Raw genomic sequence first — 24,513 nt, forward strand, 5'->3', positions numbered from 1 at the left:
GCCTCTTCTCAATGTCACGTTCGAAGAGGCCCAAATTTAATCTATCTGCTGAACAAACCATTGAGAAAATGCCTGCAATTCCAGAGCAAATTGGGGCATATTTTCAAGTAATGGTTCTAGGCTCTGTGCAATGGCTTGTTTGTTATAGGTTACGCCCTTCAACTGTTTGGCGACCCGTTCCATTGGGTAAGGTTCTAACATATCGCTAAATAACGTCGCTTGCTGAATAGCCCCTTGCTCAACGTCCAGATACACATCAACTCCGCCCCAAGAAAAACGTTCATCCATATGATGAGTAAAAGGGGGTGTCTGCCCAAAATTCCACGACCAACTGCTCTGTTTCGCAAACTTTTCTTCAAACCCCGGTAGATCGGCAAAATGCTCTGGCGAAATCCATTCTGGCGAAATCGTTTGTTGATAATACTCAAGATAAGCTTGAATGATAGCCTCACACACTTGCTCATGATGAATATCCGCTTTCACGCTATTAAGGTTAATAACACGAGATTTTACAGACGTGATCCCTTTTGCTTGCAGCTTTTTCGGATCTGGGTTGAGGTAATCGGCCAACCGGCTCATATCCGCGCTCAATAATAAGGTGCCATGATGAAAACCACGATCGATCGTTTCTCGATATGCCGAGCCAGAAAACTTGCGTATGCCTTGCTCATCTTCCAACACTAAATCATTTCGACCATTGGCCACACCAGCAATGCCAAGCTTACTTAACCCTGTCAACACAATTTGAGTTGACACTTGTTTATCATACTCCGGCTTACCCGCCATAAAGGTAAAATTGGTATTGCCTAAATCATGAAAAACAGCGCCTCCCCCTGTTTGCCGACGGGCAAGTTTCACGTTATCTTGCTCCATTCGTTCAATTCGACACTCTCGCCAAGGGTTTTGAGCTCGGCCAATGACGACCGTATCGGCATTACGCCATAAAAATAGCACTCGCTGTTCAGCCGACATAGAACGAAAAATAGTATCTTCAACCGCAAGGTTAAACCAAGGGTTGGTTGATTCAGAAATAAGAATACGAGTTCGGGTCATGGCTCTTTCACATTGCGTTGATACCAAATACCTTGGCGTTGCAGCGCGGCAATGAGTGAATCACCATCCATGTAGAGAAACACACCATTAGCATGAATACCTACATCAAAAGCCACAACATCAAGAATAAATAATGACTCATCTTACTGAGTATAAAGCACGATAGCGAGGAGTAATGTCGAAGGTGCACATTTGAACACCACACGGTATACTTAGCCATCAAATCATGACCGAACCCCTTCTATGCAAACAGATTCCACTCAGTCACAACCCAATAATCCATTACATGGCTTAACATTAGAAAACATTCTCAACCGTTTAATGGAACATTATGGTTGGCGAGGTTTAGCACAAAGAATTGATATCAATTGCTTTAAAAGTGATCCCTCTATCAAGTCTTCCCTTAAATTTCTACGCCGCACAGCATGGGCAAGAGAACGCGTAGAACAGCTCTATATCGACACATTTCATTAATCATAAAGCTAACCTGTTTTTCCACTTTTCGACAAGCAGGTTTTTCCTTATAAAATATAAAAAGTGGCACACCAAACTTAAAGCTTTACAGTGTAAATCTCTCTTTTTCACATAAATAGAAAGCCATCTATTTCTTTCATTTATCTAATCAGCGCATTTAACCAAAATAGACAAGTAAGACTTTTCCCAAAATTGATGTTCGACAATTGGTATGCAAGAAAATGCATTACAATACCGAAAAGTCTTACAGGATGTACTTTTTCATGGCAAAGCCGTCAATTTTTTCAAAATATAATTACTTATTAACGAAAATATTTTTTTCGCTGAGTGTCCTTGTTTTTCTCTTTACCTTTGTTTTAGTGGCTGCACATTATCAGAAGCATTCCAATTTGCATCAGCTTGGTTACGAACAGATGCTGATCACACTAGAAACTACTTATCTCTATGAAATGATAGAAGAAAATGAACGCCAACTTTCGGTTCTTATCTCCCTATTAGATAAAGATAGCATTGAGCAAGGGCAGCCCGCATTTAATCTAACTTGGCCTGTAGCTCATAAAATAAAGATGGAATCTAACCACTATATCTTTTTTTATAATAACCAAAGCGATCTCATTGAAACTTACCCAGATTGGGAACGCCCTGAAGGTTTTGTATCAGAAACTCGCCCTTGGTATAGCCTCATCGAAACCCCAAGCCATGATTCCGTCTGGATTGGCCCTTATATCGAATACAATACTGAACAATTGGTTTTAAGTTTAGGCCAAACCGTTTTTTCAGAGGAGGGGCATGTCTTAGGTATGATGCTTGTTGATATGTCTTTAGAAATGCTGAATAAAACGCTCAAACGGATGGTTGGAGACCTCGACGTTTCACTCTTTTTACGCCAACGAGGAAGCGGAACGATGCTTTCTGTCGTGAATGAACAACTATTACAGCTAGAGCAAGTATCTAGAAAGAATGCTTTTTTCCATTTAAATGCCTTTACTCAAGGGGCTTTACTGACAAAAAGCTTACCCTATGTCGATTGGGAGTTAGGCCTTTATATTCCAGCCCACCGTTTTCGAGCCGCTTTCATCAATGAACTCGTTCTGCTCATTTTGCCCATAACCGCAATAACGTTAATGATGATTTTAGGTATCTGCTCACTCCTTAAGATCTTCCGACAAGAACTTAACCTGATAGAGCAAAGAGTCCGCCAGTTTGACCCACAAAACCCGAGCTCTCCAATGAATACTTCGGCTTGGTTTGTTGATCGCAGCTTGAGCACCATTGAGCAGCAGCACCATTCCCACCGGCTTAAATTACGTTTAGACCCACTAACAGGGATCCTGAATCGCCGTGCTTTTGCTGAAGATTTATGTCAGTACTCTAAAATGCATCAACCTTATGCACTGGTACTGATTGATGTTGATCTCTTCAAACAGATCAACGATACCTTTGGGCATCCATTTGGTGATTTTGTACTGCAGCAAGTGAGTGTCGAACTTACGAATATATTTGGTACCGAATCCGTGTATCGCATTGGTGGTGATGAGTTTGCTTGCCTTTTACCCACTGATGATGAAGAAACATTAGGTCAACAATTAGAACAACTGGTTGTAAGTATTAACCAACAGCAATGGCGTGAAAAACCATGCCATGTCTCCGTTAGCGTAGGAGCCACCATCGGCCATGGCTCTTCAGATTCGATCTTTGAACAAGCGGATATGGCACTGTATCAAAGTAAACACGCAGGCAGAAACTGTTGGCATCTGACCTAAATCTCACTCAAAGTGAGAGGCTCATTCAGCCTTCACTTTGAGCCCTCACTTCACTTAATAAGCCACGCCAACACGTTGCTGCGTAAATGATTCGGTTTCTAACATATCGACAATCGCAACAGCATAATCACTCACAGAAATGCGACTATTTTGCTCTTCATCAACCAATAATTGATCTCCCCCCACTCGGTAAGCCGCCAGTTTACCTTCGGGGAAGATCTCTGCAGCAGGGCTAACAAATGTCCAATTGAGTGTACTTTGGCTATCTCGAAAAACGTCAAGCGCTTGTCCTTGAGCTACCGCTTCTGCTTTATATTCTTCAGGAAACTCTGGCAGTGAGAGTAACGAAATACCAGGAGAAACTTCCAGTGAACCCGCACCACCAACCCATAATAGACGTTGAATGCCTTGTTTGGGTAACTGACTAAGCAGTAACTGTGCGGTTTGAGCCACTACATCATGGTTCCCTGTATTTCGCCCTCCAATAGAAGCGATCACCGCCTCCACACCCTGTAATACTGGAGATAAATCCGTCTCTTGCTGTACATCACATTGACGAACTTCAATATCTTGACGGTTCACTTTTGCGGGATCACGAACGATGGCCACTACATGATGACCACGCGCTTTGGCCTCCTCAACAATATGTTGACCAATCCAACCTGATGCCCCAAAAACAGCAACTTTCATTATGACTCTCCTCACCTTCTCGTTATCAATAAAATTGAGTTTAGTCAGAGATGAATTCGTGATAAAGAACAAGAAAAGAGGTAGATTGTATCCATTGGTGATACTAATGAGTGAGAATCATGGATAAGCTTACCGCAATGCGCAGTTTTGTTGAGGTTGCCAATGTTGGCAGTTTTACCCAAGCCGCAGAGAATTTAAATCTCAGCCGATTACAAGTTTCTCGGCATGTACAAGAGATTGAAGCTTGGCTCAAACAGCGGCTCTTACATCGCACGACTCGAAAAGTCAGTTTAACGGCCGCAGGGGAAGACGCACTTAGGCAATGTGAGCAAATTCTCCACCAAACTGCTGAACTGGAAATGCACGCCTTGGAACAGGCTCGCTCTTTATCGGGCCGAATTCGACTTTCTGCGCCAATCGGCCTTGCTCACCACCTATTACTCGATGCCATTGAGTCTTTTACGGAAAAACACCCACAAGTCACCATTGATGTACTGGCTTCAGATCGATTAGCACAACTGGTGGATGAACGAGTGGATATTGCGCTACGTTTTACCCAACAACCGGATGATCACCTTATCGCGCGACGGCTTTTTCAGGTGGACACCGTTATTTGCGCATCCCCCGATTACCTAGCACAGCACCCCTCCATTTATGAGCCCAATGATTTACGCAGCCACAACTGTTTTATCCACCTTTCGAACCATAAATGGGAATTTATTCGTGATAACCGTTCCTACAGTGTCAAGGTCAATGGCACACTTCGTGCCAATGATATGAGTTTGCTTGGACGGGCAGCCTTACATGGAAAAGGTATTGTGCTTTTACCTTATGATTTGGCCTATCACCACTTACAAACACAACAACTTATTCGTCTTTTACCTGATTACCACGTCCCAAGCAGTGCTCTTTGGGCCGTATATCTTTCACGAAGTTATCAAAGCCCACTGGTAAGGCAATTTATTGATTTTGTTTCAGAGCAATGGTCATCATTAGCCATGACCCTCTCTACTGAACCCTATCCATCACATTAAATAAAGCGAAGGGAACCAAAACATCGTGTGATACGAAACGCTTCTTCACCGATTCAACATCGACCACCTAGCCCTAAAAGTTAGCTAACCCAGTGGCTTAATCGTTCGATTGTTCACGTTTATGTTTAGGCACATAGTTAAGAATCGAGATAGGAACCGGCTTGCTTGGTTCAAATCCTTCAATCACTCTGCGCTCAATTAAGTGGCCTAATCGGCTTTCAATCATGCAAAGATTTTTAAAATTATCTTTCGAGACAAAAGAAATGGCTTCCCCTTTCTCATCAGCTCGTCCTGTACGCCCAATACGGTGTACATATTCATCAGCAGGAAAGGGTAAGTCATAGTTCACAACTCGAGATAACGCCTGAATATCAATACCACGAGCTCCGACACCGGTCGCCACCATGTATTGGATTTTACCTGCTTTAAAATCTTCTAAGAGCTGTACGCGGATCGCTTGACTTCGGCCACTGTGAAAGGCTTCCGCATGAATGCCACGCTTTTCTAACTGAGCCACTAATTTTGCCGCACCATGCTTGGTTTCGATAAAAATCAGGGCTTGATCCCACTGATTTTCCTTGATCAAATGACTCAATAAAGCCGATTTTTTATCTTTATCCACCGTGATGAGCCATTGCTCAATATTCACTTTGGAAGCTTGGTTTGCCGCAATCGTAATTTCGTAGGGATCGGTGACGGCTGTCTTTGCTAAATCTCGAACCTTGTGCGACAACGTGGCAGAAAAAAGCAAAAATTGAGCCTCTCTTGGTAAACGATCAATGATTTTATTAATCGGTTCAATAAAGCCCATATCAAGCATCCGATCGGCTTCATCCAAGACCACCATCTCCACTTCATCAAAATGAACAGCCCGTTGACCATACATATCCAGCAAACGCCCCGGTGTGGCAACCAACACATCCACCCCATCAATCAGGCGTTGTTTTTGTGTCTGCTCATCAACACCACCGAACATCGCCAATGTGGTTAACCCTGTATGCTTAGCATACTGCTCTGTATTGTTTGCCACCTGAATGGCAAGCTCTCGAGTTGGGACTAAGATCAACGCTCGAATCCGTTTTTTACGCTGAGTGGTACCATTTTGCAATTTATGCAAAATCGGTAATACAAAGCTCGCGGTTTTTCCGGTGCCCGTTTGAGCAGCCGCAATCAGATCTTGTCCCTGTAAAATAACCGGAATGGCTTTACGTTGAATGGTGGTCGGTTTTTGATAACCCAGTTCAGACACAGATTGAATCAGTGCCTCGCTTAGTCCAAGTTGTATAAATGACATGATGAGCCCAAAGTCGATAAGGTAGAGCAAGAACGCTCTAGAATAGGGAAAATTCTAACATGAAGAAAAAGGTATGGAGAGCGTTATCACACTTTCATACCTTTTCGTATAACGTCAATCAATAAAAAGACGCGATCAATTAAGCCAGTTTTTGTTCATAAGCAAGACGATACTGCACCATATCTTCGATTGTGAGTACGGGCATATTGTGCAAGCGACCAAACGCAATAATTTCTGGTGTTTTTGCCATCGTCCCATCTGGGTTGGTGAGTTCACACAATACACCGGAAGGAAGCAAACCCGCCATTTGCATCAAATCCACCGTCCCTTCTGTATGACCTCGACGTGCCATAATACCCCCTTTGCGAGCACGCAAAGGAAACACATGTCCAGGACGAGCGAGATCTTCCGGCTTTGCATCAGGGTTAATCGCGGTCTTTATCGTTGTCACACGATCTTTGGCTGACACACCCGTTGTCACCCCATGTTTCGCTTCAATCGATACCGTAAAGGCCGTTTGATTTTGGCTGTTATTGTGCTGCACCATCGGTGGCAAAGCCAATTTATTGGCTTGTTCATCGGTCAAACATAAACAGACGATTCCACTACACTCACGGATCATCAGCGCCATTTGCTCAGTGGTTAATGTCTCTGCGGCATAGATGATGTCGCCTTCATTTTCACGATCTTCATCATCCAATAACAAAACACCTCGCCCTTCTCGTAAGGCTTGTAGTGCATGTTCAACTCGGGTGATAGGGTCGCCAAACTCGGCAAGTAAAGATAGCTGATTCATGGTTTACTCCTAATAATGACCAGAATCAGGGCGGCTATGAGGTAAACGAAATGCACCAAATACAGCGAATCGCGCAAGCGCATCAACGCTGAGTATGATGTATACCCACCAACAGAAATGCCATGGAGATTAATGTCGTGTTATCCATACCTTACGGTAAAAGAAACATGACTAAGCCACCGTCATTTCATGCCAGCAGATATGATTGTCATTCTCTCTCATCCGGACTATAACCGTCGGCTCTGGCGTCTCACCAGATCTGCTGACCTCGACAAATCGAGCGCTCGTGGGCTCACCCTATTGGGTATACCACCGGTGGGGAATTTCACCCCGCCCTGAGAATTCTATAAATAAATTACGTATTCAGTGTAGCGAATGAGAGTTAAGCCCCCACTCACCGCAGATAATGGTAATACTTTGTCTCTCTTTTGCAAAGGAGCGTTATCACAGATAACCACCAATCCCAAATCCCCCCCCCGACTCAATGTGTCAGGGCGAAGAAGAAGGCACAGCACCAAGCTACAGCTTAAAGCGGGCAATCTCTTTTTCCAATTCATTGGCTAACGCATGCAACTCTTTGGCTTGCTGAACCGCATCAATCGCATCGCTAGCCAGCTGATCACTGACCTCACGCACAGACTCAGTATTGCTGTTGATATCCGAAGTAACGAGTGATTGCTCTTCTGCTGCCGAGGCAATTTGTGTTGCCATATCACTGATTAACTGAATCGCATCACTAATTGCATGTAAACTTTCCCCCGTATGATTGACATCATCAACACTGGTTTCCACCAACTTATGGCTTTCCGTCATCACGGAAACGGCATTGCTGGTCACTTTTTGCAACCCAGCAATTTTCGTTTGAATCTCTTCTGTCGAAGCATGAGTTCGCTGGGAGAGCACCCTTACTTCATCGGCAACCACAGCAAAACCTCGACCTTGTTCACCCGCACGCGCTGCTTCAATGGCCGCATTCAGTGCTAATAAATTGGTTTGCTCAGCAATGGCTCGAATGGTAGAAAGGATGGTAGAAATATCATTTGCATGCACCTCTAGTTCACCAATTATTGCAACGGCATTCGTTAACTCTTTCGCCAATTGGTCAATAGACTGTTTACTCTGCTGCATTTGTTGATAGCCTTGTGCCCCTAATTCAACCGATTGGTTAGCATTTTTGGCGGTATTCTCAGCATTACCAGCAATTTCCGCCGTGGCCGAAGCCATTTCTGTTACCGCGGTAGCGACCATTGTTATTTCATCTTGCTGAGTACGGATGCGCTCACTTCTCCGTGTCGCAGCGCTAGCAGCATGATTAGCACCTTGGGTTAAGGCTTCAGTAACATCACGAACATTTTTCACCATGACATGCAGCCTATCGACAAACTTATTAAATTTGTCAGCCAAGATTCCCACTTCATCTTGGCTTTTCACAGGGAGTCGGCGAGTTAAGTCTCCATCGCCTTCGGCAATATCCCCTAATGCTGCAGCAATATGGCTTAACTCATTGAGTTGGCGGGCCACAAACCAAGAGGTAAGCAAAGCCATGAGCACTAAGATCACGACACCAATAGATAATTGCGTCAATAACATCTGATTTAACGGCTGCTCAAGAACCGCTTTATCCATCACCATTACCAACATCCAGTCTGTATGTTCGATAGTTTGAGCCATTAAAACATGGCTTTTATTTCCCACTGAAAATGTCAACAAAGAATGCTGAGCCGCTGCATTTTGCAAAGCGCGGATGGTAAGTTGTGGTGCAATCTCTTCCGTTGATTTTAAAATAAGTTTTTGATTTGGGTGAGCAACGATGTTCCCTTGTTGGTTAACTAACGCAGCGTATCCTTTGCCCGGAACATCAATAGCAAGAATGTCTTTAATCAACTTTTCCAGTACCAGATCAGAAGCGGCGACGCCGATCAGTTGTCCGTGATAGTTCACCGGCTCAGCTAATGTCACCACTAAGGTATTCATCGTGGCACTGATATAAGGAGCGGTGGTGATCGGTGCTTTTGCCGCTTTGGCTTCTTGATACCAACCTCGAGCTCTAGGATCATACCCTGCTCGGTTTAACGATGGATCTTGACGAAACATTTCCCCTTGTTCATTGCCATAAAAACTCAGGCTAAAGTCACCAGATCGTAGGGTCTGTCTAAGATGAGCCACAATATCAAGTTGAGGATTCGCCTCAATTTCTTCGCGTAAACCTCGTAGTGAAATCTGTTTGGAGAGAAACCAATCGCTAATTCCTTTCGAATAGGAAATTAAGATATTTCGGCTTTCACTTTCTATCGCTCTCCAACTGTCTTTTTTAAAGGTTTGATAGCCAGCAGCAACCAAAGCCATGGCGGTTATCGCAATGGCAATAATAACGGAAAGAACCATTTTTCTTTTAAGACTCATTTTCATGAGTAAAACTCCTATTTTAATTAGAATAATTCAGCCCACAGACTAACGGAAAAGCATAAAAATACTCTGCTTCACTTCCCAATCTAATGACTGCTTTCCAATATAAATAAAGTCAATGACACATTGATGCAAAGCAGAGAAGATGTAAAAAGGGAAGAAAAGCGGCGAAGAAAGAAAAGAAAAGAAAAGAAAAGAAAAGAAAAACGATATCAAGACTCTCGATATAGCGAGAGTCTGTCATTTCACAGCAATACTTTTAAATTACTTTAGCACGAGAGAAATTGGTGGATGGCAATGAAGAAGGTTGATTACATAATCGGCAAATACCTTGTTTTTCCATTTTATAATAATGTTCACCATGCATTAATAACGACATAAATTGTTGGAAGCTTTGCCAGCCAGAACACGTTGATGTTTGACAGCGCCTCATTACCACTTTGTGCGGGGTAATTTTATGGCAACAGCTGCAATAAGCTTCAGGCATAGCTCAATCCTCCTAATTTACGTTATTGACAATTGACGTAATATTGGGCAATTCGTTCCATAAATGCAGATTTCATTTTTATTTTTGTGATAAAAATCATAAAAATGCCCCATCATCGTGTATGGGGCATCAAGAATCCGGTGCAATCTCAGACTTAGTCTAATTCAACCAACTGCTTTTTAAAGCTAACATGTTGTGCTTTAACCGCTTCTTCTGGTTCGTCCGTGAATAAACTCACCAAGACAATGGCCAGAGTTGAAAATACAATACCGGGTAAAATTTCATAGACATCAAACCATCCCCCGGTCAGCTGTTTCCAAATCACAATGGTGGCTCCCCCGACTAAAATGCCAGCCAAGGCCCCATTACGATTCATTCGAGACCAATAAAGGCTAAGCACTAATACCGGGCCAAATGCGGCACCAAACCCAGCCCACGCATAAGAAACTAACCCCAATACCGAGCTGTCTGGTGTCATCGCAAGAATCAATGCAACGATAGAAATCAAAATGACGGCAAGGCGGCCAACACGTACCACCGCTTCTGAGCTGGCTTCTTGCTTGAAAACCTGCTTATAAAAATCTTCCGCCAGTGCGGATGAAGAAACCAATAATTGAGAATCGGCAGTACTCATGATGGCTGCTAAAATCGCCGCCAATAAAATACCAGCAATCACTGGGTGAAAAATAGCATTAACTAGCAGCATGAAGATTTTTTCACCATCATCTAATGTCATCGTACCACTGTGGGTGACATACACTAGGCCCACCAACCCGACTAACATTGCTCCAAACATGGAAAGCGCCGTCCAGATCACCGCAATCCAACGAGCGGTGGTAAGATCTTTGTTTGAGCGAGCCGCTTTAAAACGCGCCAAAATATGTGGCTGACCAAAGTAGCCAAAACCCCAACCCACTAAAGACAAAATGGCAATAATCGACAAAGGTTGACCTTTCATATCGTCCCATAACGTAAGCAGTTGTGGGTTAATTGCACTTAAATCCGTTTCTAATTGTTCAAATCCTCCATTCATGGCTGCAATCGGAACAATCAACAAGGCGGCAGCCATTAATAACCCTTGAACGAGATCGGTCCAAGAAACGGCGAGGAAACCACCAAATAAGGTATAAGAAACCACGCAAATCGTCCCAATAATGACGGCGGTGGTGTAATCAAGCCCAAAAACCGTTTCAAACAATTTTCCACCGGCAACTAAACCAGAGCTGGTATAGAAAAGGAAAAATAAAAGAATGAAGAAAGCAGAAATCGTTTGAATGAGTTTGGATTTATCATTGAATCGACGTGATAAAAACTCAGGTAGCGTCAGTGAATCAGTGGTAATGCTGTAGGTTCGTAGGCGCTTGGCGGTGATCAGCCAGTTTGCCCATGTTCCCACCAACAAACCACCAGCAAGCCAAAAAGCTTCTATCCCCGCCGCATAAGCATAGCCAGGCAATCCCAACAACAACCAACCACTCATATCAGAAGCCCCAGCAGACAGCGCTGCAGGCCACGGCCCGAGAGAGCGCCCCCCTAAAAAGTAATCCGATGAGTTTTTGGTTCGCTGGTAAGCAAACACACCGATGGCCAACATCATAATTAAGTAAATGATGAAGGTTGTTGTAATAGCAAAGCTATTTTCCATTGATATTTCCTCTATTTATAAGATCGCTTTCTGTCATCCCCTCAATCACCGAGGAGAAAAGCAGCAAAGGATTAATGACTTTCACTTCCTAACTCAAGTAATGTCGCGTTTCCGCCCACCGCAGTAATATTGATGGTTCGCGTACGTTCAGTAATAAAACGCAGCGATAAATGTGGGTCATAAGCGGTAGGAAGCTGAATAAAATCTGTTTCAGAGACCAGATTAATAATAGCGCCAGAATGCTTTGCTAATTGTCGATTAAGCAAGCGTTCTCGTGCTCGGTGCCCAACATAACCAACACTACGAACATCTGATTCGATTAAGGTTTGGTAGGCATCCAATGAGGTTAGCTGTAATAAGTTAATCGGCAGTGAAACCGATTGAACTACAGAGTGTAGTAGTGCCGTCAATTGTCGATCATCACTGCATATAATGACACTATTGCCCGCAACAAGAGCACAAACAAGTTGAGCAAACATAGCCCATTGCCCAGCTTGACTGTGTTCTTCTTGAAGCATTAAAGCAACGCCTCGCCCTGCAGTATATAGTTCGTTGGTCTCGCCCGTTGGCCCAACTAAACAATAAGGCTGAGCAAGTAAAGAAGAGGCATGCTCAAGGTGATACGTCATGACTCGGGCTAAATCTTGTCGATTCTTCTCTAGCTCACGTTTAAATAAAAGTAAGTACTCACATTTTTTATCAAAAGCAGTAAGGTTCCAGTTCTCCCAAGCTGATAAAGCATCAGCAAAACAGGTGGCTTGATGTACCATAAGAAAATTCCTCGCTCAGTCTGTTAGTGATACTTCACTTGAGTAAAACGATATAAATAGTGAGGACCACCCGCTTTGGGTCCCGTCCCTGATAAGCCTTGACCACCAAAAGGTTGCACCCCAACAACAGCCCCCACTTGATCACGATTGATATAGCAGTTCCCGACTCGAGCATGTTTTTCTATCCAACGATAGGTTGTTTCATTACGGCTATGAATCCCCATCGTTAAACCAAACCCTGTAGCATTAATGCGTTGTACAACTTGAGCCAGCTCTTTTGCTTGGTAACGGACAATATGTAAAATCGGGCCAAACTGTTCTTCACTTAAACAATCCAGACCTGAAATCTCAAACGCAGTTGGCGGTACAAAATCACCAGTTTGACACGCCTCATTCAAGGTTAACTGAGCCACTTTTTTCTGTGTTTTCGTCATATGGTCAATATGCTTTAGCAAACCCAGTTTGGCTTTTTCATCAATCACTGGCCCAATATCAGTACAGTGCCGATAAGGCACCCCAACAGAAAGCTCCTGCATTGCCCCTTGAATTAAGGCAATAATACGATCCGCGATATCTTGCTGAACAAAGAGAACCCGAAGCGCTGAACAGCGCTGACCTGCCGATGCAAATGCCGAACGTAGCACATCTCGTACAACTTGCTCAGGCAGGGCTGTACTATCCACAATCATGGCGTTTTGTCCCCCTGTTTCAGCAATAAAAGGAACGGGGTCAGCCTCTCGCTCGGCTAAAGTTTGGTTGATCCGCTGAGCCGTCGCCGTTGAACCAGTGAAAGCCACTCCAGCAATCGAAGGATGTGAGGTTAACGCTTGGCCAATTGATGAACCACGACCAGGTATAAATTGAATAACATCCTGAGGAAAGCCCGCTTGTAACATCAGCGCGACCGCACGAGCAGCAATGAGGCTAGTTTGCTCTGCAGGTTTCGCTACTACGGTATTTCCTGCCACTAGAGCTGCCGTAACCTGGCCAAGAAAAATAGCCAGAGGAAAATTCCAAGGACTAATACAGACAAAAACGCCCCGTCCTTGGCGAGAAGCCTGTCGAGATTTTCCATCAAATCCAGTGATGGCGACGGGTGATAAATGCTCTATTTGTTTGGCATAATAGCGACAAAAATCAACCGCCTCGCGTACTTCATCAATGGCATCGAGAATGGTTTTCCCCGCTTCTTGATGACACAAAGCACAAAGCTCTGGCAAATTATCTTCTAATAAATCAGCCAATGTTTCCAAATTCTTCCCCCGTTGACGTTCGGGCGTTTCACTCCAATGAGAAAATGCGGCTTGAGCATTTGCTATCGCGACGGAAACATGATCATGGGTGGAATGAAAAACATGACCAACTTGAATTTGACGATCATACGGCGCAGTGACAACTTCAGGCAGGATCTCTGCCTTGATCATGCTTTCGAGTTGCGAAGCTCCATTCAAAATAGGCGCGGCTTGCCATTGCTGGCTCAAATAATGATTAACCTGTTGTATAAAAGGTGTGGCTTCACTTTCAATATCGATATTAATGCCGTAGGCATTCTTTCGTTCAGGAAAAATATCGGGGGGCAGAGGAATATTGCCATTGTGTAACGTCTCTAGCGCCAATAACTGATGGGCCGGATGAGCCGTTAATGTTTCAACCGGACAACGAGCATCGACTAAACGATGAACAAATGAACTGTTGGCACCATTTTCAAGTAATCGACGAACCAAATAAGGCAGGAGATCTTTATGGCTACCTACTGGGGCATAAATACGCACCGGTTGCTGATAGGCGACCATCACATGTTTGTAGAGCGCTTCTCCCATGCCATGTAAACGTTGAAATTCAAAATCTTTATGGGTTGCCATTACCGCAACAGCTGAAACGGTTTGAGCATTATGGCTAGCAAACTGTGGGAAAAGGTGCCCTCGAACCGATTCACTGAGTAAAAAGCGAGCACAAGCTAGATAGGAAACATCCGTTGCTTCTTTACGAGTAAAGACAGGATAATGCGCATAGCCACCTTGTTGCGACCATTTTATCTCGCTGTCCCAATAAGCGCCTTTCACTAACCGGACTGGAATCAAATCCCCTTGCTGCTTGGCTAACCCTGTCAACCAAACTAAAGTGGGTAGAGCTCGTTTAGAATACGCTTGAACGACTAACCCAAACTTTCCCCAACCTCGTATCGATTCCGAACGGTACACTTTTTCAAAAAGTTGTAAGGACAGCTCAAGCCGATCCGCTTCTTCAGCATCAATGGTGATCGCCACATCCAAGGCTTTTGCTCGTTCTAAGAGGTGTAATAACGTTTGGTAAAGCTCACTCATGACTCGCGCATAATGCGCTACTTCATAGCGAGGATGCAAAGCCGAAAGTTTGATTGATATGGATGACGCCGAGCGATGGGCACCGGTTTTGTTTTGTCCAACCGCTTCAATAGCTTGCAGATAATCTTGAGCGTATTTCTGAGCATCCTGTTGAGTGATCGCCGCTTCACCCAGCATATCAAAAGAGTAAGTATAACCTTGCTCACACATCGCTCGGCCATTATCTTGAGCCTCACTCATTGTACGACCCAGAACAAATTGGTATCCCATGATCTTCATCGCTTGATGCATGGCCTGACGAATTACTGGCTCTGAAAGTTTACTCACCAACCGATTTAAAGCTTGAATGGGGCTGTGAGGCTCACGGTGAGTTAATCCGATCACTTTGCCCGTTAACATCAACCCCCAAGTGGATGCGTTAACAAACACGGAATCAGAATGCTTTAAATGCGATTTCCAATCAGCAACACCGAGCCTATCTTTAATAAACGCATCTGCGGTCTCTTTATCCGGAATTCGCATCAGCGCTTCTGCCAAACACATTAATAAAATGCCTTCCTGAGTATCTAAACTGTACTCAAGCAGTAAGGCATCAATCTTTTGTATGGCTTTTTTATCTCGACGAATTGCTTCGATCAAAAGGGTTGTCTTGTTGGTGATGGCTGACAACTCAGTGTCGCTCGGCATTGCGAGGGGAAGTAATTGTTTTAGCCATTGCGATTCGTCCACCATATAAAGTGGCGAGATCTGCATCCAGAGTTTGTTGAGTGGCTGCTCAACGAACTTGGGATTCAACACATCCGTTGCTGTAAACATGTGTATTCCTCAATCTCACATCCGGAGAAACAACTCCAGATTTCCGACAATGGCTAGCAGTGTATTTTGAGTGCATGAGGAATACTTGTCAAAAACTCCGATATTTTTACTAAAAACTCGTCAATTTAACAAAGATTAAACACTATCACATCATATTATCGCTCATAAGCAGTAATTTATTAGCAATCACTGCTTATCAACAGCAAAAATAATCAATCACTGTCGTAAGAAAATACTGAAAATAGCTCAAAATCGCCTTAACGGTAAAAGCGATTTTTATACTGGGAGGGAGAAATACCTTGCAAGCGTGAAAAGGTATGAGTGAAAGAGCTTTGGTTAGAGAATCCCGTTAATTCAGCAACTTGCCCAAGGCTAAATTGCCCTTGTTCAATCAAGGTTTTTGCCCTATCCACCCGTTTGTTTAACACATATTGGTGAGGCGTCACACCGACTTGATCTTTAAATAGCTGATGGAACTGACTCTCTCCTAAGTACACACGACCAGCAAGCTGAGCAATAGAGATTCGTCGACTTAGGTGCTGCTCGATATAGCGATCTATCACTTCTAAATCAAAGCGAGATTCTTTCCGATGAACGTCAAAGGCTGATATATGGCGCAGCAACAAAGCCAAGACCGTATCACTGCAAGCTCGACTTAAAAGTAAATCCTCAGGGCTGGCTCGCATTTCCGACACCAACATCTGAATCAGTTTTTGAATCGAACAATCAAGTTGGAAATAAATCTCAACCTGAGACAAGTCATTGATTTTCTGAAGAGTTAATGGGTCATCTTCTGCAGGCTGTGGTAGATTCAATACCAAAATATCCGATTGATTTCCCATACTTCCAAAGGCGTGATCAGTGCTTGATGTAACCACACATCCCTGGCCTGAACCAACAACATTCGCCACACCTGAGATTTCAAATTCGGCCAACCCTTTTAGACCAATCACAATTTGTGTATAGCTGTGTTCATGACACTCCATATGAGTCGGTAGGGTAATTAATTCTGCAGGACGAGGCGACAAAAGTTTGGCTCTTGATGGCGATTCTAACGAGAAGTTCAACGAGGAAAGGTTCATGATCGTGATCTCATGCAGTGACCTTGTGGCATAATATAACAGTTTCGTCAGAAGCCCAAACGACACGCATTATCTTCTGCCATTTCATCTCATTGATTCATTTTCGTGCTACAAGCAAGAAATCATCACTAACCTCGATTCGGAACAATGATCAAGTGCACATAAATTACGGTCAATGAGTGTTCAATTAAAAAACGTTAAAGCAGATCGAAAATCGGAGCTTGCATATTTCGAGAATCTGCTCAAAATGAGGTGTGTACAGTTATAAAATATACAAAATCAGTGACCTAGTTGTTTGATTTTGTATACTGTTGTGCTTTGAAACTGAGAAATTTTACGATGAGTCAGCGTATCACTATGCTGTCAAAAGTTTGTCTTTCGCCACAAAATCGTGGCTATATGAATTGTTGCAGGGACCTAATGATCAAATATCACCTCCCAGCGCTACTGCTTGCGCTAAGCCCTTTTTGGGTATCTGCATCGGTGTCCGCGGAAGAAATTACACAGGTAGATCCTGTGGCGGCCATTGATGAAAAAATAAGCATTAAACAAAATGAAATTGAGAGTATTGCTTCAGAATTTGAAACCGAAGGAGTCAAGCTTCAACAATTAAAAAATGAACAGGCACGTCTACAACGCGAGAGTGAAGAACTCCAAGCCAAACAAAACCGTGCCAAATCGGCGTTGGATAAACAGTATAATCGCCTTCTTGAAGATCCTGATACCGATTTAGTCTCTTTCCAGCAGCGCTATCAACAAGCTTGGGCCGATGTGAAACAAAATCAGTCAGAGCAATTGTTGAACCAGCAAACCATCACTGAAAGTGACATGCGCCTGTCACAAATGAAACAGAAACATGCGCGGTTAAAAACAGAATTTACTAACCTGCAAGAAAGCAAAATCGAAGCACGGGTCAAACGATTAAGCGCAGAATTGCGTGAAAGCAAAGTGTTAGAAACCAGCTTTCGAACCACCTGTTCAACCAGCATGACATTAGGCGAATGTGCCAATCAAGGGCAACATCTCACTCGCCAAAAAGCGGTGAATACTTTCCGCGAACAATTGTTGGATCAATTGACGGAATCTGTGATAGCGAAACAAAATCTTCGTGGTGTTGAACTGAATATTCATGTGCAAGAGAGCCAAGTGATCCGCAGTGGCTTTGAAGGCAATAATGAATACTTCACTCAGCTACAAGCACAGCTTCAAGCCAAACCAGAAGCCGTAGCTGCATGTAAACTACTGAATGTCTCTAGCCGTTACTGTTTAAAAAGTTCCGCAGATTCAAAAACCAGTAAAAATGATAACAAACAGTGGGCCAACGTAAAGGTTCGCTCTGATCAGTACAATGATATTGTTACCATTAATGGTATTCAGTACGGTAGTACACCCGTTGAAATCGTTCTACCGGCGGGCAGACATCAAGTCACGGTTGCTAAAGATGGATATGAAACCTATAACCGTGTCGTCACCATTAATGGCAATGACACAATTTGGGTAAAACTTCGTCAAAATAAAAGTGAATAATTCCCCACAATTCGGTGATTTTCTGGTCTGATTTCACAAAGCTGTGGTTAAAACGCCGTTTGGGTCTTAAGTTATTGAAAGATGACTTCTGACAAAACGGCGTTTTCGTTTAGAATAGTGGCAACCATTTTCAAAATTTTAACTGAAGTAGGCAACAATGCGATTAGGTTTATCCGCTCTGTTATTCGCTCTCTCACCTTGCTTAGTGGCAACATCAACTCAGGCTGAAAGCACTCCTTCCTCAGTCATGGCCATTGATGACGCACTATTTAGTCACCAGACACAATGGCAAGAGGCCAAAAAAGCGACCCAAGCTCAGCACACCAAAGTTGATAATCAGCAAGCAGAGCTGGATCGCCTAACCCAGTTAGCCAAACAGCTGGAAAATCAACTCAAAGGGGTAAAGGCCAATCTTGAGCATGATTACCTCAAAATGATCGATGAGCCTGAGTTGGATATTGTGGCTTCTCAAAATGCTTACCAAGCGGCTTGGGCTGAAGTAAAGAAGAACCAGCAAGAACGCTTAGCCGCCGAACAGGCCTTGCAAGAACAGCAAACTCGGTTGATGCAATTACAAACCAGTCAAGATGCCCTTTCACAAAAAATCACGCTGTTGGAACAAAATAAATTTCGGGCTCGTAGTGAACGTCTTCGTACAGAACTGAAACAAGTTGGCGTGCAAAAAGTCAGTTTTACTAATGTCTGCGATGCTTCAATGACACTACAACAATGTAATCAGCAAACGGCAGACTTGGCTCAACAAAAAGCGGTCAAACAGTTCCAAACATGGCTGATTAATGAGACAACGGAGTCATCCGTGGTAAAGCAACACCTTGCTAATGTCTCACTCAATATTCATTTATTAAGTTATAAGACCTTAGAGTCTGGGTTTTATAGTGGTAATAAATTTAAAACAGTCATCGAAGCACAGTTAGAGGCTCGCCCAACAACCATAGCTCCTTGTTCTTTGCTTAATATTCATGCTCAATACTGTTTTGCTCCGGGTGAAAATCAGCAAGCTCGACAGCAACAGGAAGTTGCTTGGGTTAGTCTTGTCGTTCGTTCTAATCAGTATCATGACAACGTATCGATTAATGGAGTTCGCTACGGAAGCTCTCCTGCTGAAGTAATGCTACCGGCAGGCAAACATTCAGTGGTGGTGGAAAAAGAAGGCTATCGCTCATTTCGTCAAGACATTGATCTCTCATCAGACCAAACGTTGCGAGCCGTTTTATATGAAGAAGCAAATGAATTAAAAATGGGCGATAAATTTGCCGATACTTTAAAGAATGATCAGCAAGCGCCAGAAATGATCACGATTTTAAGTGGTCAATATTGGCTAGGTGAAAATATTTCTCGTCAGGTTCGCCTTGATCATGCTTTCGCATTAAGTGCCACGCCAGTCACCGTCGGAGAATTTGAGCGCTTTACTAAACAAACGGGTTATCAAACCGATGCTGAGCTCCAAAATATTTGTTTGGCGGTCAAAGAAACGGCGATAGCACCAATTTCAGGTAACCATTGGAAGAAACCAGGATTTACTCAAACCGCTCAATCTCCGGTAGTATGTGTTAGCCAAAATGATGCTAAAGCTTATACTCGTTGGTTATCTCAGCAAACCGGATTTAAATATCGCCTCCCTAGCGAAGATGAGTGGGAAATTGCCGCTCGAGCAGGCAGTAAAATGGATTATTGGTGGGGGAATCATTTTAGTGCCGGGCAAGCGAATACCGGCTGGGCAGGGACACCGTGGTCAAACAAAAGCACCTCACCTGTTCGCTCCTTTGCAACCAATCCTCTCGGTTTCTACGATATGGTGGGGAATGTATGGCAATGGACGAATGATGCACGAGGTGTGGTAAAAGGCGGCGCATGGAGCTTCTCACCGGAGATGGCAAAAGCTTATAGTCAACTCTTTGTTGCCCCTTCGACAGCCGCAAACTATGTCGGTTTTCGGATACTCCGCGAACTATAGATAGTCAGTATTCTGCTAGGGGAATCCCCCTAGCAGGCTCTTTCTTAAGGCGCTAGCCGCTCAATCTGCCATTCACCTTCCGCTTGGCTGTAAAGAAAGCGATCATGTAGTCTATGCTCTCCACCTTGCCAAAATTCCAGACTTTGAGGACGAATGCGAAATCCGCCCCAAAAACTTGGGACAGGGATTTCCCCTTTAGCAAACTTTTGTTTTAACTCAAGATATTTACCTTCCAGTACACCACGAGCAGAAATCCGGCTGCTTTGTCGACTAGCGATCGCCGCAAGTTGGCTCTCTTTTGGACGAGAAGTGAAATATTTCATATTCTCAAACGTGCTCAACTTTTCCGCCACCCCGGTGATATGCACTTGTCGCTCAATTGGGTGCCAAGGGAAATGGAGACTGACTCGATGATTATGCTCAATGTGTTGAGCTTTGCGGCTTGCTAAGTTGGTGTAAAAGACAAACCCTTGCTTATCCACATTTTTTAACAACACAATCCGCTGAAATGGCTGACCTTGTTCATCAACCGTTGCAACCGTCATAGCGGTAGGATCTGTTAATTTCGCATTAATCGCTTGTTCAAGCCAAAGGTTAAATTGGTCAATCGGGTCAACCAATAAGTCTTTTCTCCGTAAACCACCTCGAGTGTATTCACGACGAATATCTGAAAGATCCATTTCTACTCCTTATTTTTCTGCCGATTGTGCGCTGATAAGGAGCAGATCTCAAGTGGATAGCAAAACATTACGGATAGGAAAGAGTCTATTCGATTATAAGTGTTATATACCGATGTCTTCTTGATCCAATTTTGATGAGAGTTGTATCTCATATTGATTAAAAGAGACAACTGACGGTCCGTGTACCCGCTTGGTGGTAATTTTTTCATCGCCAAACTGCACAGTCACATGGGTAAAGATCTTACCTTTAGCTTCGATGGTATTCAGTTCCAACATCTGTTCAAACTCGTCATTAAGTAGCTCAACCGCTTCTTTAACTTTTTCCATATGTTCACTAGCTTGATGTTTTTGCTGATCAATCTCGACCAATTCCTCTTCCATTCGTTCCGCTTTTGGTCGTTTTTTCAATTCTAACTCCCGACGGATCACATCCATGGTTCTTTCTTGAGCTTGTTTATAATGATCTTTATGTTTAGCGATTCTATCTTTGTACCACCCATAACGCGCAAACGCCTCAACCGTTGTTGCTGCATCACCTTCTACCCCTAAATTTAAGCAGATGATTTTCCCGCCAACTTTCGCAGTTCCACCACTCAATGTCCCTTGCTTTTCATTTTTATCTAATACAATAAGATCGTTACCACAACGAATGCTATTGCTCATGCTATGCACTGCAAGCTCAATATTTTCCGATGCTTGCAACTCAGAAAACTGAGCGTAGTTAGCGCGAATGCTTCTCCCAGATTTCACAACACAAGTTTTAGCCTCATCATCAAATACCGTATGTCCAATAATGCCTTTACCAATATCAATATCACCTTGTGCTTGTACATCCGCTGATTCAACAAAACCACCAATGGTAATTGAGCCTGTTGCGCGCACAATCATTCCCGGTTCAACATCACCAGAAATCACTACACTCCCCTTAAACTTAACATGACCCGTTGCCACACTGACATTATTCAGGCACAGCGCGTTTTCGACATCAACCGTTTTGTTTTTAATGATTGGCATCCCAGACTGACTTGCCAACAATAGATTTGGATCTGTCGGCGAAATATGGGTTCCTTTGCCGGCAACCAACACGGCTTCACTACCTGGTTTAGCCGGAATTACCTTTCCTAACACAGTGTAACCCGCTTCCCCTTGTGTCGAGGGTTTACGACGCATAACGGGTTCATTTTCACCAACAGTTACCGTTTCTCCCAAATTACGCATATCAACTTTTTGCTCACCTTTGACCACCTTCGGTGCTAGGATACGGGTTGTCACATCCTCCACTAATGGAATAAATTGAGCATCTTGCCCTTGAACGGCTTCTTTACCCTGAGCCACTGGTTGAGTAAAGATCTCACCCGGTTTAAGTGTATTACTCATCACGAGCACTTTTTTTAATGCCAGTTTGTTAATACCTTTGATAACATAGGCTTTAGCAAGAGCGTGCACCAATTCACTGCCATACAACCCTCGTCCACCATAGGCTCCCGTAACCACCATTGTCGCTAACATATCTTGTTCACTCACGACAATCTCAACGGTCGCATTTCTTTTTTCCGCGATCACGATACCTTCACGAGCCGCTTTTTTGCCTTCTTTGACGCTATTGATGAATCGATTAACGGCTTCATCCAACACGCAAAATTTACCCGCTCCAATTTTTACCAATGATTCAGTGAGACCGATTTTATTCAGTTCTGGAGTAACGCTTGTATCACTCGGCAAACATGCCATAACGCATTTTTTATCTTCCGAGAGCGCAATGAAATCCTTCCACATAATGCTCCACCTTACGGCATTCTTTCCATTTATTACGCAGTGTATAAAAAATCGTTGCTGAGCTAAATCATTCAATATTCAGAGTAAGGGTTACATCACTTGATGGGCATATTTTCACCTAAGCGATGCTGGTTTTCTAGGCTATCTTGCTATGGAATGCCATTAATTTAACAAAGATGCCGTCACTGATTAACGAATAAAGTGAGCAATATCAGGAAAGATAGCTGGAGTATCGAATCGATAAATGGCATGGATCGTTTGACCTTCGTGGAGGAAATTAAGTGATTCACAAAGCTGAGAAGCAAAGAGAAAATCCGTGCCAGACATACTTGAACCCGAGGATGCTTGAACATGACCATTATGCGTCAGATAGAATTCAACAAATTGATGTTGAGGCTGATAATGAACCTCACAGGTAACACTATATTCATCAGTAAGTGATTGAAGTGCCGACTCTCGCAGTTAGTGGTAGTGAAGAAAGCCTTCAGGATCCTCTTTTAGCGATACAGGTAACTGTAGTAACCCTTGCTCGATCATGCTAGCAAAAAGCTCAGATAAAATCGCACAAAGAAAATCTAAATGATGATTGGTATGAATTATACCTTTGAGAAAAGCGCGAACTTCATTCATGACGATCACTTGTTTTAATACGTGAGCAGGAAAACAGAGCTCACTTTTACAAGGAATGGGGCTCAGTAATGATTCACGACTTGAGGGGATCCATTTCGCATTAATCACTGGAAATGACATCATAAGCAAAGAGAGATACGTCTTTTGCTCTTTCGTCGAAAATTGCTCAATCGCCTCATACACGCTATTTACCGTTTGATTCTCTACCTCTTGAGTCAATAACCTTTCTAAACGAAGTTCTCCAAATGGTTCACCTTGCTCATTCATCACCTCAGTCAACCCTTTCGTACAGCAAAAAATTTTCTGACCGGGGTCTAATTTAAAGTGTTTAATATCGCAACTAAACGCCTTTGTCCCCCGTTCACCTAATGGGGGGTGAGTCGGTACTAGCCGTTTAACCAACTGGCCTGAAGGCGATACGATGTAACTATTTGGTAACCCTCCTCCCCACCAAGACACATCAAACCCATTAGAGTGTATTTCAAATAGATGTGCGGCAAGGTTGATTCCATCCGGTAAAAAATTAATCAACTTTTGGTTTAATTCTGTCACCATTTCACTCAAAGCACAGCCTTGCTCAGCCAATGAAAAAAAAGCACGGGTTACAGGTATATTCGCCATTGCCGCTGGCAGTCCATCGGTACTGGAATCGGCAATCATGGCATAGACGCCACCATGCACGCGACGAGCAACCAATATTAAATCACCATGAAAGAGTGTGGCGGGGCTGGACATAGAATGAATCCCATAAATCGGTTCAATTTGCACACTCATTTCATCCATAAGATGATGAAAGATAGACTCGGCAATGGCATATTCTTGTTGTACTCGATCATGATAGGCTTGCAGTTGATCACGTTGTTGTCTTAATTGCTGATGCATTTGTACAATGCGAAAATGAGCTTGTATTTTCGCTAACAGCACGCGTTTCTCGACAGGCTTTAGAATGAAGTCGTCCCCTAATGAAAGGCAACGAGCAAACGATTCTTGATCATCTAATACCGTGAGAAATAAGATAGGGATATGATGTTTTGGAAAAGCGCGGCGAATATCCTGAGCGGTAGTAAATCCATCTTTTACCGGCATCATGACATCCAGTAGGATAATATCGGGTAATAACGACATTTTTTGCATGGCCTGAACAACATATTGGCCATTCTCAAACAGATCAATATGCTCCGAAATGGGGGCTAACATCATACGACACAACTCTCGATTTGTTGCATGATCATCAACGATCATTACTCGCATAATAATGCCTCACTTACTCAGTCTTTGCTGTTATTCAACG

At 43.4% G+C, this 24,513-nt stretch carries 17 protein-coding genes, 1 pseudogene and 1 riboswitch; of the genes and pseudogenes, 5 read left to right on the forward strand and 13 right to left on the reverse strand.

Going from position 1 to position 24,513, the window contains the following annotated elements; translation table 11 throughout:
* Positions 1 to 36: 36 nt before the first annotated feature.
* Positions 37 to 1,053: a lipoate--protein ligase gene (locus tag EXA13_RS04145; RefSeq protein ID WP_238132027.1), complete on the reverse strand. Its 1,017-nt coding sequence runs from the start codon at positions 1,051 to 1,053 to the stop codon at positions 37 to 39.
* 243 nt (positions 1,054 to 1,296) lie between these two features.
* Here EXA13_RS04145 and EXA13_RS04150 point away from each other — a divergent pair, with 243 nt between their 5' ends.
* Positions 1,297 to 1,527 (forward strand): VF530 family DNA-binding protein, encoded by a 231-nt coding sequence (locus tag EXA13_RS04150; RefSeq protein WP_238132028.1) that lies wholly within the window; start codon positions 1,297 to 1,299, stop codon positions 1,525 to 1,527.
* 263 nt (positions 1,528 to 1,790) lie between these two features.
* Entirely contained in the window at positions 1,791 to 3,290 is a 1,500-nt protein-coding gene (locus EXA13_RS04155) for a sensor domain-containing diguanylate cyclase (RefSeq protein WP_238132029.1), read from the forward strand.
* Between the two features lie 54 nt (positions 3,291 to 3,344).
* On the opposite strand, the gene EXA13_RS04160 is transcribed toward EXA13_RS04155, so the two are convergent.
* A complete protein-coding gene (locus EXA13_RS04160; protein WP_238132030.1) occupies positions 3,345 to 3,980 on the reverse strand; it encodes an NAD(P)-dependent oxidoreductase in 636 nt (211 codons plus the stop codon).
* A 119-nt stretch (positions 3,981 to 4,099) separates the two neighbouring features.
* Between EXA13_RS04160 and EXA13_RS04165 the strand changes: the two genes are divergently transcribed.
* Complete coding sequence (locus tag EXA13_RS04165; protein WP_238132031.1) at positions 4,100 to 5,014, forward strand: LysR family transcriptional regulator; 915 nt, start codon at positions 4,100 to 4,102, stop codon at positions 5,012 to 5,014.
* A gap of 97 nt (positions 5,015 to 5,111) precedes the next feature.
* Here the strand turns inward: EXA13_RS04165 and EXA13_RS04170 are convergent, their stop codons facing one another.
* The 8 genes from EXA13_RS04170 to EXA13_RS04205 all read right to left on the reverse strand — a co-directional run bounded on the left by EXA13_RS04170 (position 5,112) and on the right by EXA13_RS04205 (position 16,634).
* A complete protein-coding gene (locus tag EXA13_RS04170) occupies positions 5,112 to 6,308 on the reverse strand; it encodes a DEAD/DEAH box helicase (protein WP_238132032.1) in 1,197 nt (398 codons plus the stop codon).
* A gap of 139 nt (positions 6,309 to 6,447) precedes the next feature.
* Positions 6,448 to 7,104, reverse strand: a complete 657-nt coding sequence (gene ribB, locus EXA13_RS04175) for a 3,4-dihydroxy-2-butanone-4-phosphate synthase (RefSeq protein WP_238132033.1) — start codon at positions 7,102 to 7,104, stop codon at positions 6,448 to 6,450.
* Between the two features lie 206 nt (positions 7,105 to 7,310).
* Positions 7,311 to 7,451: riboswitch (FMN riboswitch) on the reverse strand.
* Positions 7,452 to 7,623: 172 nt separating this feature from the next.
* Complete coding sequence (locus tag EXA13_RS04180; protein ID WP_238132034.1) at positions 7,624 to 9,513, reverse strand: methyl-accepting chemotaxis protein; 1,890 nt, start codon at positions 9,511 to 9,513, stop codon at positions 7,624 to 7,626.
* Positions 9,514 to 9,769: 256 nt separating this feature from the next.
* Positions 9,770 to 9,997 (reverse strand): hypothetical protein, encoded by a 228-nt coding sequence (locus tag EXA13_RS04185; RefSeq protein WP_238132035.1) that lies wholly within the window; start codon positions 9,995 to 9,997, stop codon positions 9,770 to 9,772.
* 154 nt (positions 9,998 to 10,151) lie between these two features.
* Positions 10,152 to 11,642, reverse strand: a complete 1,491-nt coding sequence (putP, locus tag EXA13_RS04190) for a sodium/proline symporter PutP (RefSeq protein ID WP_238132036.1) — start codon at positions 11,640 to 11,642, stop codon at positions 10,152 to 10,154.
* A gap of 71 nt (positions 11,643 to 11,713) precedes the next feature.
* Positions 11,714 to 12,412, reverse strand: coding sequence for a 1-pyrroline-5-carboxylate dehydrogenase (locus tag EXA13_RS04195; RefSeq protein ID WP_238132037.1), 699 nt, complete (start codon positions 12,410 to 12,412; stop codon positions 11,714 to 11,716).
* Positions 12,413 to 12,435: 23 nt separating this feature from the next.
* Positions 12,436 to 15,552 (reverse strand): bifunctional proline dehydrogenase/L-glutamate gamma-semialdehyde dehydrogenase PutA, encoded by a 3,117-nt coding sequence (gene putA / locus EXA13_RS04200; protein ID WP_238132038.1) that lies wholly within the window; start codon positions 15,550 to 15,552, stop codon positions 12,436 to 12,438.
* A 257-nt stretch (positions 15,553 to 15,809) separates the two neighbouring features.
* Positions 15,810 to 16,634, reverse strand: a complete 825-nt coding sequence (locus EXA13_RS04205; RefSeq protein WP_238132039.1) for an AraC family transcriptional regulator — start codon at positions 16,632 to 16,634, stop codon at positions 15,810 to 15,812.
* 420 nt (positions 16,635 to 17,054) lie between these two features.
* Between EXA13_RS04205 and EXA13_RS04210 the strand changes: the two genes are divergently transcribed.
* Entirely contained in the window at positions 17,055 to 18,161 is a 1,107-nt protein-coding gene (locus tag EXA13_RS04210; RefSeq protein WP_238132040.1) for a PEGA domain-containing protein, read from the forward strand.
* 157 nt (positions 18,162 to 18,318) lie between these two features.
* Complete coding sequence (locus tag EXA13_RS04215; protein ID WP_238132041.1) at positions 18,319 to 20,136, forward strand: SUMF1/EgtB/PvdO family nonheme iron enzyme; 1,818 nt, start codon at positions 18,319 to 18,321, stop codon at positions 20,134 to 20,136.
* Positions 20,137 to 20,180: 44 nt separating this feature from the next.
* On the opposite strand, the gene pdxH is transcribed toward EXA13_RS04215, so the two are convergent.
* The 3 genes and pseudogenes from pdxH to EXA13_RS04230 form a co-directional block, all read right to left on the reverse strand.
* Positions 20,181 to 20,816, reverse strand: a complete 636-nt coding sequence (pdxH, locus tag EXA13_RS04220) for a pyridoxamine 5'-phosphate oxidase (RefSeq protein ID WP_238132042.1) — start codon at positions 20,814 to 20,816, stop codon at positions 20,181 to 20,183.
* Between the two features lie 102 nt (positions 20,817 to 20,918).
* Positions 20,919 to 22,592 carry a DUF342 domain-containing protein gene (locus EXA13_RS04225; RefSeq protein WP_238132043.1) on the reverse strand — a complete coding sequence of 558 codons (1,674 nt, stop codon included), beginning with the start codon at positions 22,590 to 22,592 and terminating at the stop codon, positions 20,919 to 20,921.
* A gap of 189 nt (positions 22,593 to 22,781) precedes the next feature.
* A pseudogene (locus EXA13_RS04230) lies at positions 22,782 to 24,464 on the reverse strand (SpoIIE family protein phosphatase).
* Positions 24,465 to 24,513: the final 49 nt, after the last annotated feature.

The organism is Vibrio cincinnatiensis, from assembly GCF_022113815.1.
Classification (GTDB): domain Bacteria; phylum Pseudomonadota; class Gammaproteobacteria; order Enterobacterales; family Vibrionaceae; genus Vibrio; species Vibrio cincinnatiensis_A.

Bases quoted from the DNA above. Each gene is read 5' to 3' on its own strand.
- EXA13_RS04145 (WP_238132027.1), bottom strand. From the start codon at position 1,053: ATGACCCGAACTCGTATTCTTATTTCTGAATCAACCAACCCTTGGTTT.
- EXA13_RS04150 (WP_238132028.1), top strand. From the start codon at position 1,297: ATGCAAACAGATTCCACTCAGTCACAACCCAATAATCCATTACATGGC.
- EXA13_RS04155 (WP_238132029.1), top strand. From the start codon at position 1,791: ATGGCAAAGCCGTCAATTTTTTCAAAATATAATTACTTATTAACGAAA.
- EXA13_RS04160 (WP_238132030.1), bottom strand. From the start codon at position 3,980: ATGAAAGTTGCTGTTTTTGGGGCATCAGGTTGGATTGGTCAACATATT.
- EXA13_RS04165 (WP_238132031.1), top strand. From the start codon at position 4,100: ATGGATAAGCTTACCGCAATGCGCAGTTTTGTTGAGGTTGCCAATGTT.
- EXA13_RS04170 (WP_238132032.1), bottom strand. From the start codon at position 6,308: ATGTCATTTATACAACTTGGACTAAGCGAGGCACTGATTCAATCTGTG.
- ribB (WP_238132033.1), bottom strand. From the start codon at position 7,104: ATGAATCAGCTATCTTTACTTGCCGAGTTTGGCGACCCTATCACCCGA.
- EXA13_RS04180 (WP_238132034.1), bottom strand. From the start codon at position 9,513: ATGAAAATGAGTCTTAAAAGAAAAATGGTTCTTTCCGTTATTATTGCC.
- EXA13_RS04185 (WP_238132035.1), bottom strand. From the start codon at position 9,997: ATGCCTGAAGCTTATTGCAGCTGTTGCCATAAAATTACCCCGCACAAA.
- putP (WP_238132036.1), bottom strand. From the start codon at position 11,642: ATGGAAAATAGCTTTGCTATTACAACAACCTTCATCATTTACTTAATT.
- EXA13_RS04195 (WP_238132037.1), bottom strand. From the start codon at position 12,412: ATGGTACATCAAGCCACCTGTTTTGCTGATGCTTTATCAGCTTGGGAG.
- putA (WP_238132038.1), bottom strand. From the start codon at position 15,552: ATGTTTACAGCAACGGATGTGTTGAATCCCAAGTTCGTTGAGCAGCCA.
- EXA13_RS04205 (WP_238132039.1), bottom strand. From the start codon at position 16,634: ATGAACCTTTCCTCGTTGAACTTCTCGTTAGAATCGCCATCAAGAGCC.
- EXA13_RS04210 (WP_238132040.1), top strand. From the start codon at position 17,055: ATGATCAAATATCACCTCCCAGCGCTACTGCTTGCGCTAAGCCCTTTT.
- EXA13_RS04215 (WP_238132041.1), top strand. From the start codon at position 18,319: ATGCGATTAGGTTTATCCGCTCTGTTATTCGCTCTCTCACCTTGCTTA.
- pdxH (WP_238132042.1), bottom strand. From the start codon at position 20,816: ATGGATCTTTCAGATATTCGTCGTGAATACACTCGAGGTGGTTTACGG.
- EXA13_RS04225 (WP_238132043.1), bottom strand. From the start codon at position 22,592: ATGTGGAAGGATTTCATTGCGCTCTCGGAAGATAAAAAATGCGTTATG.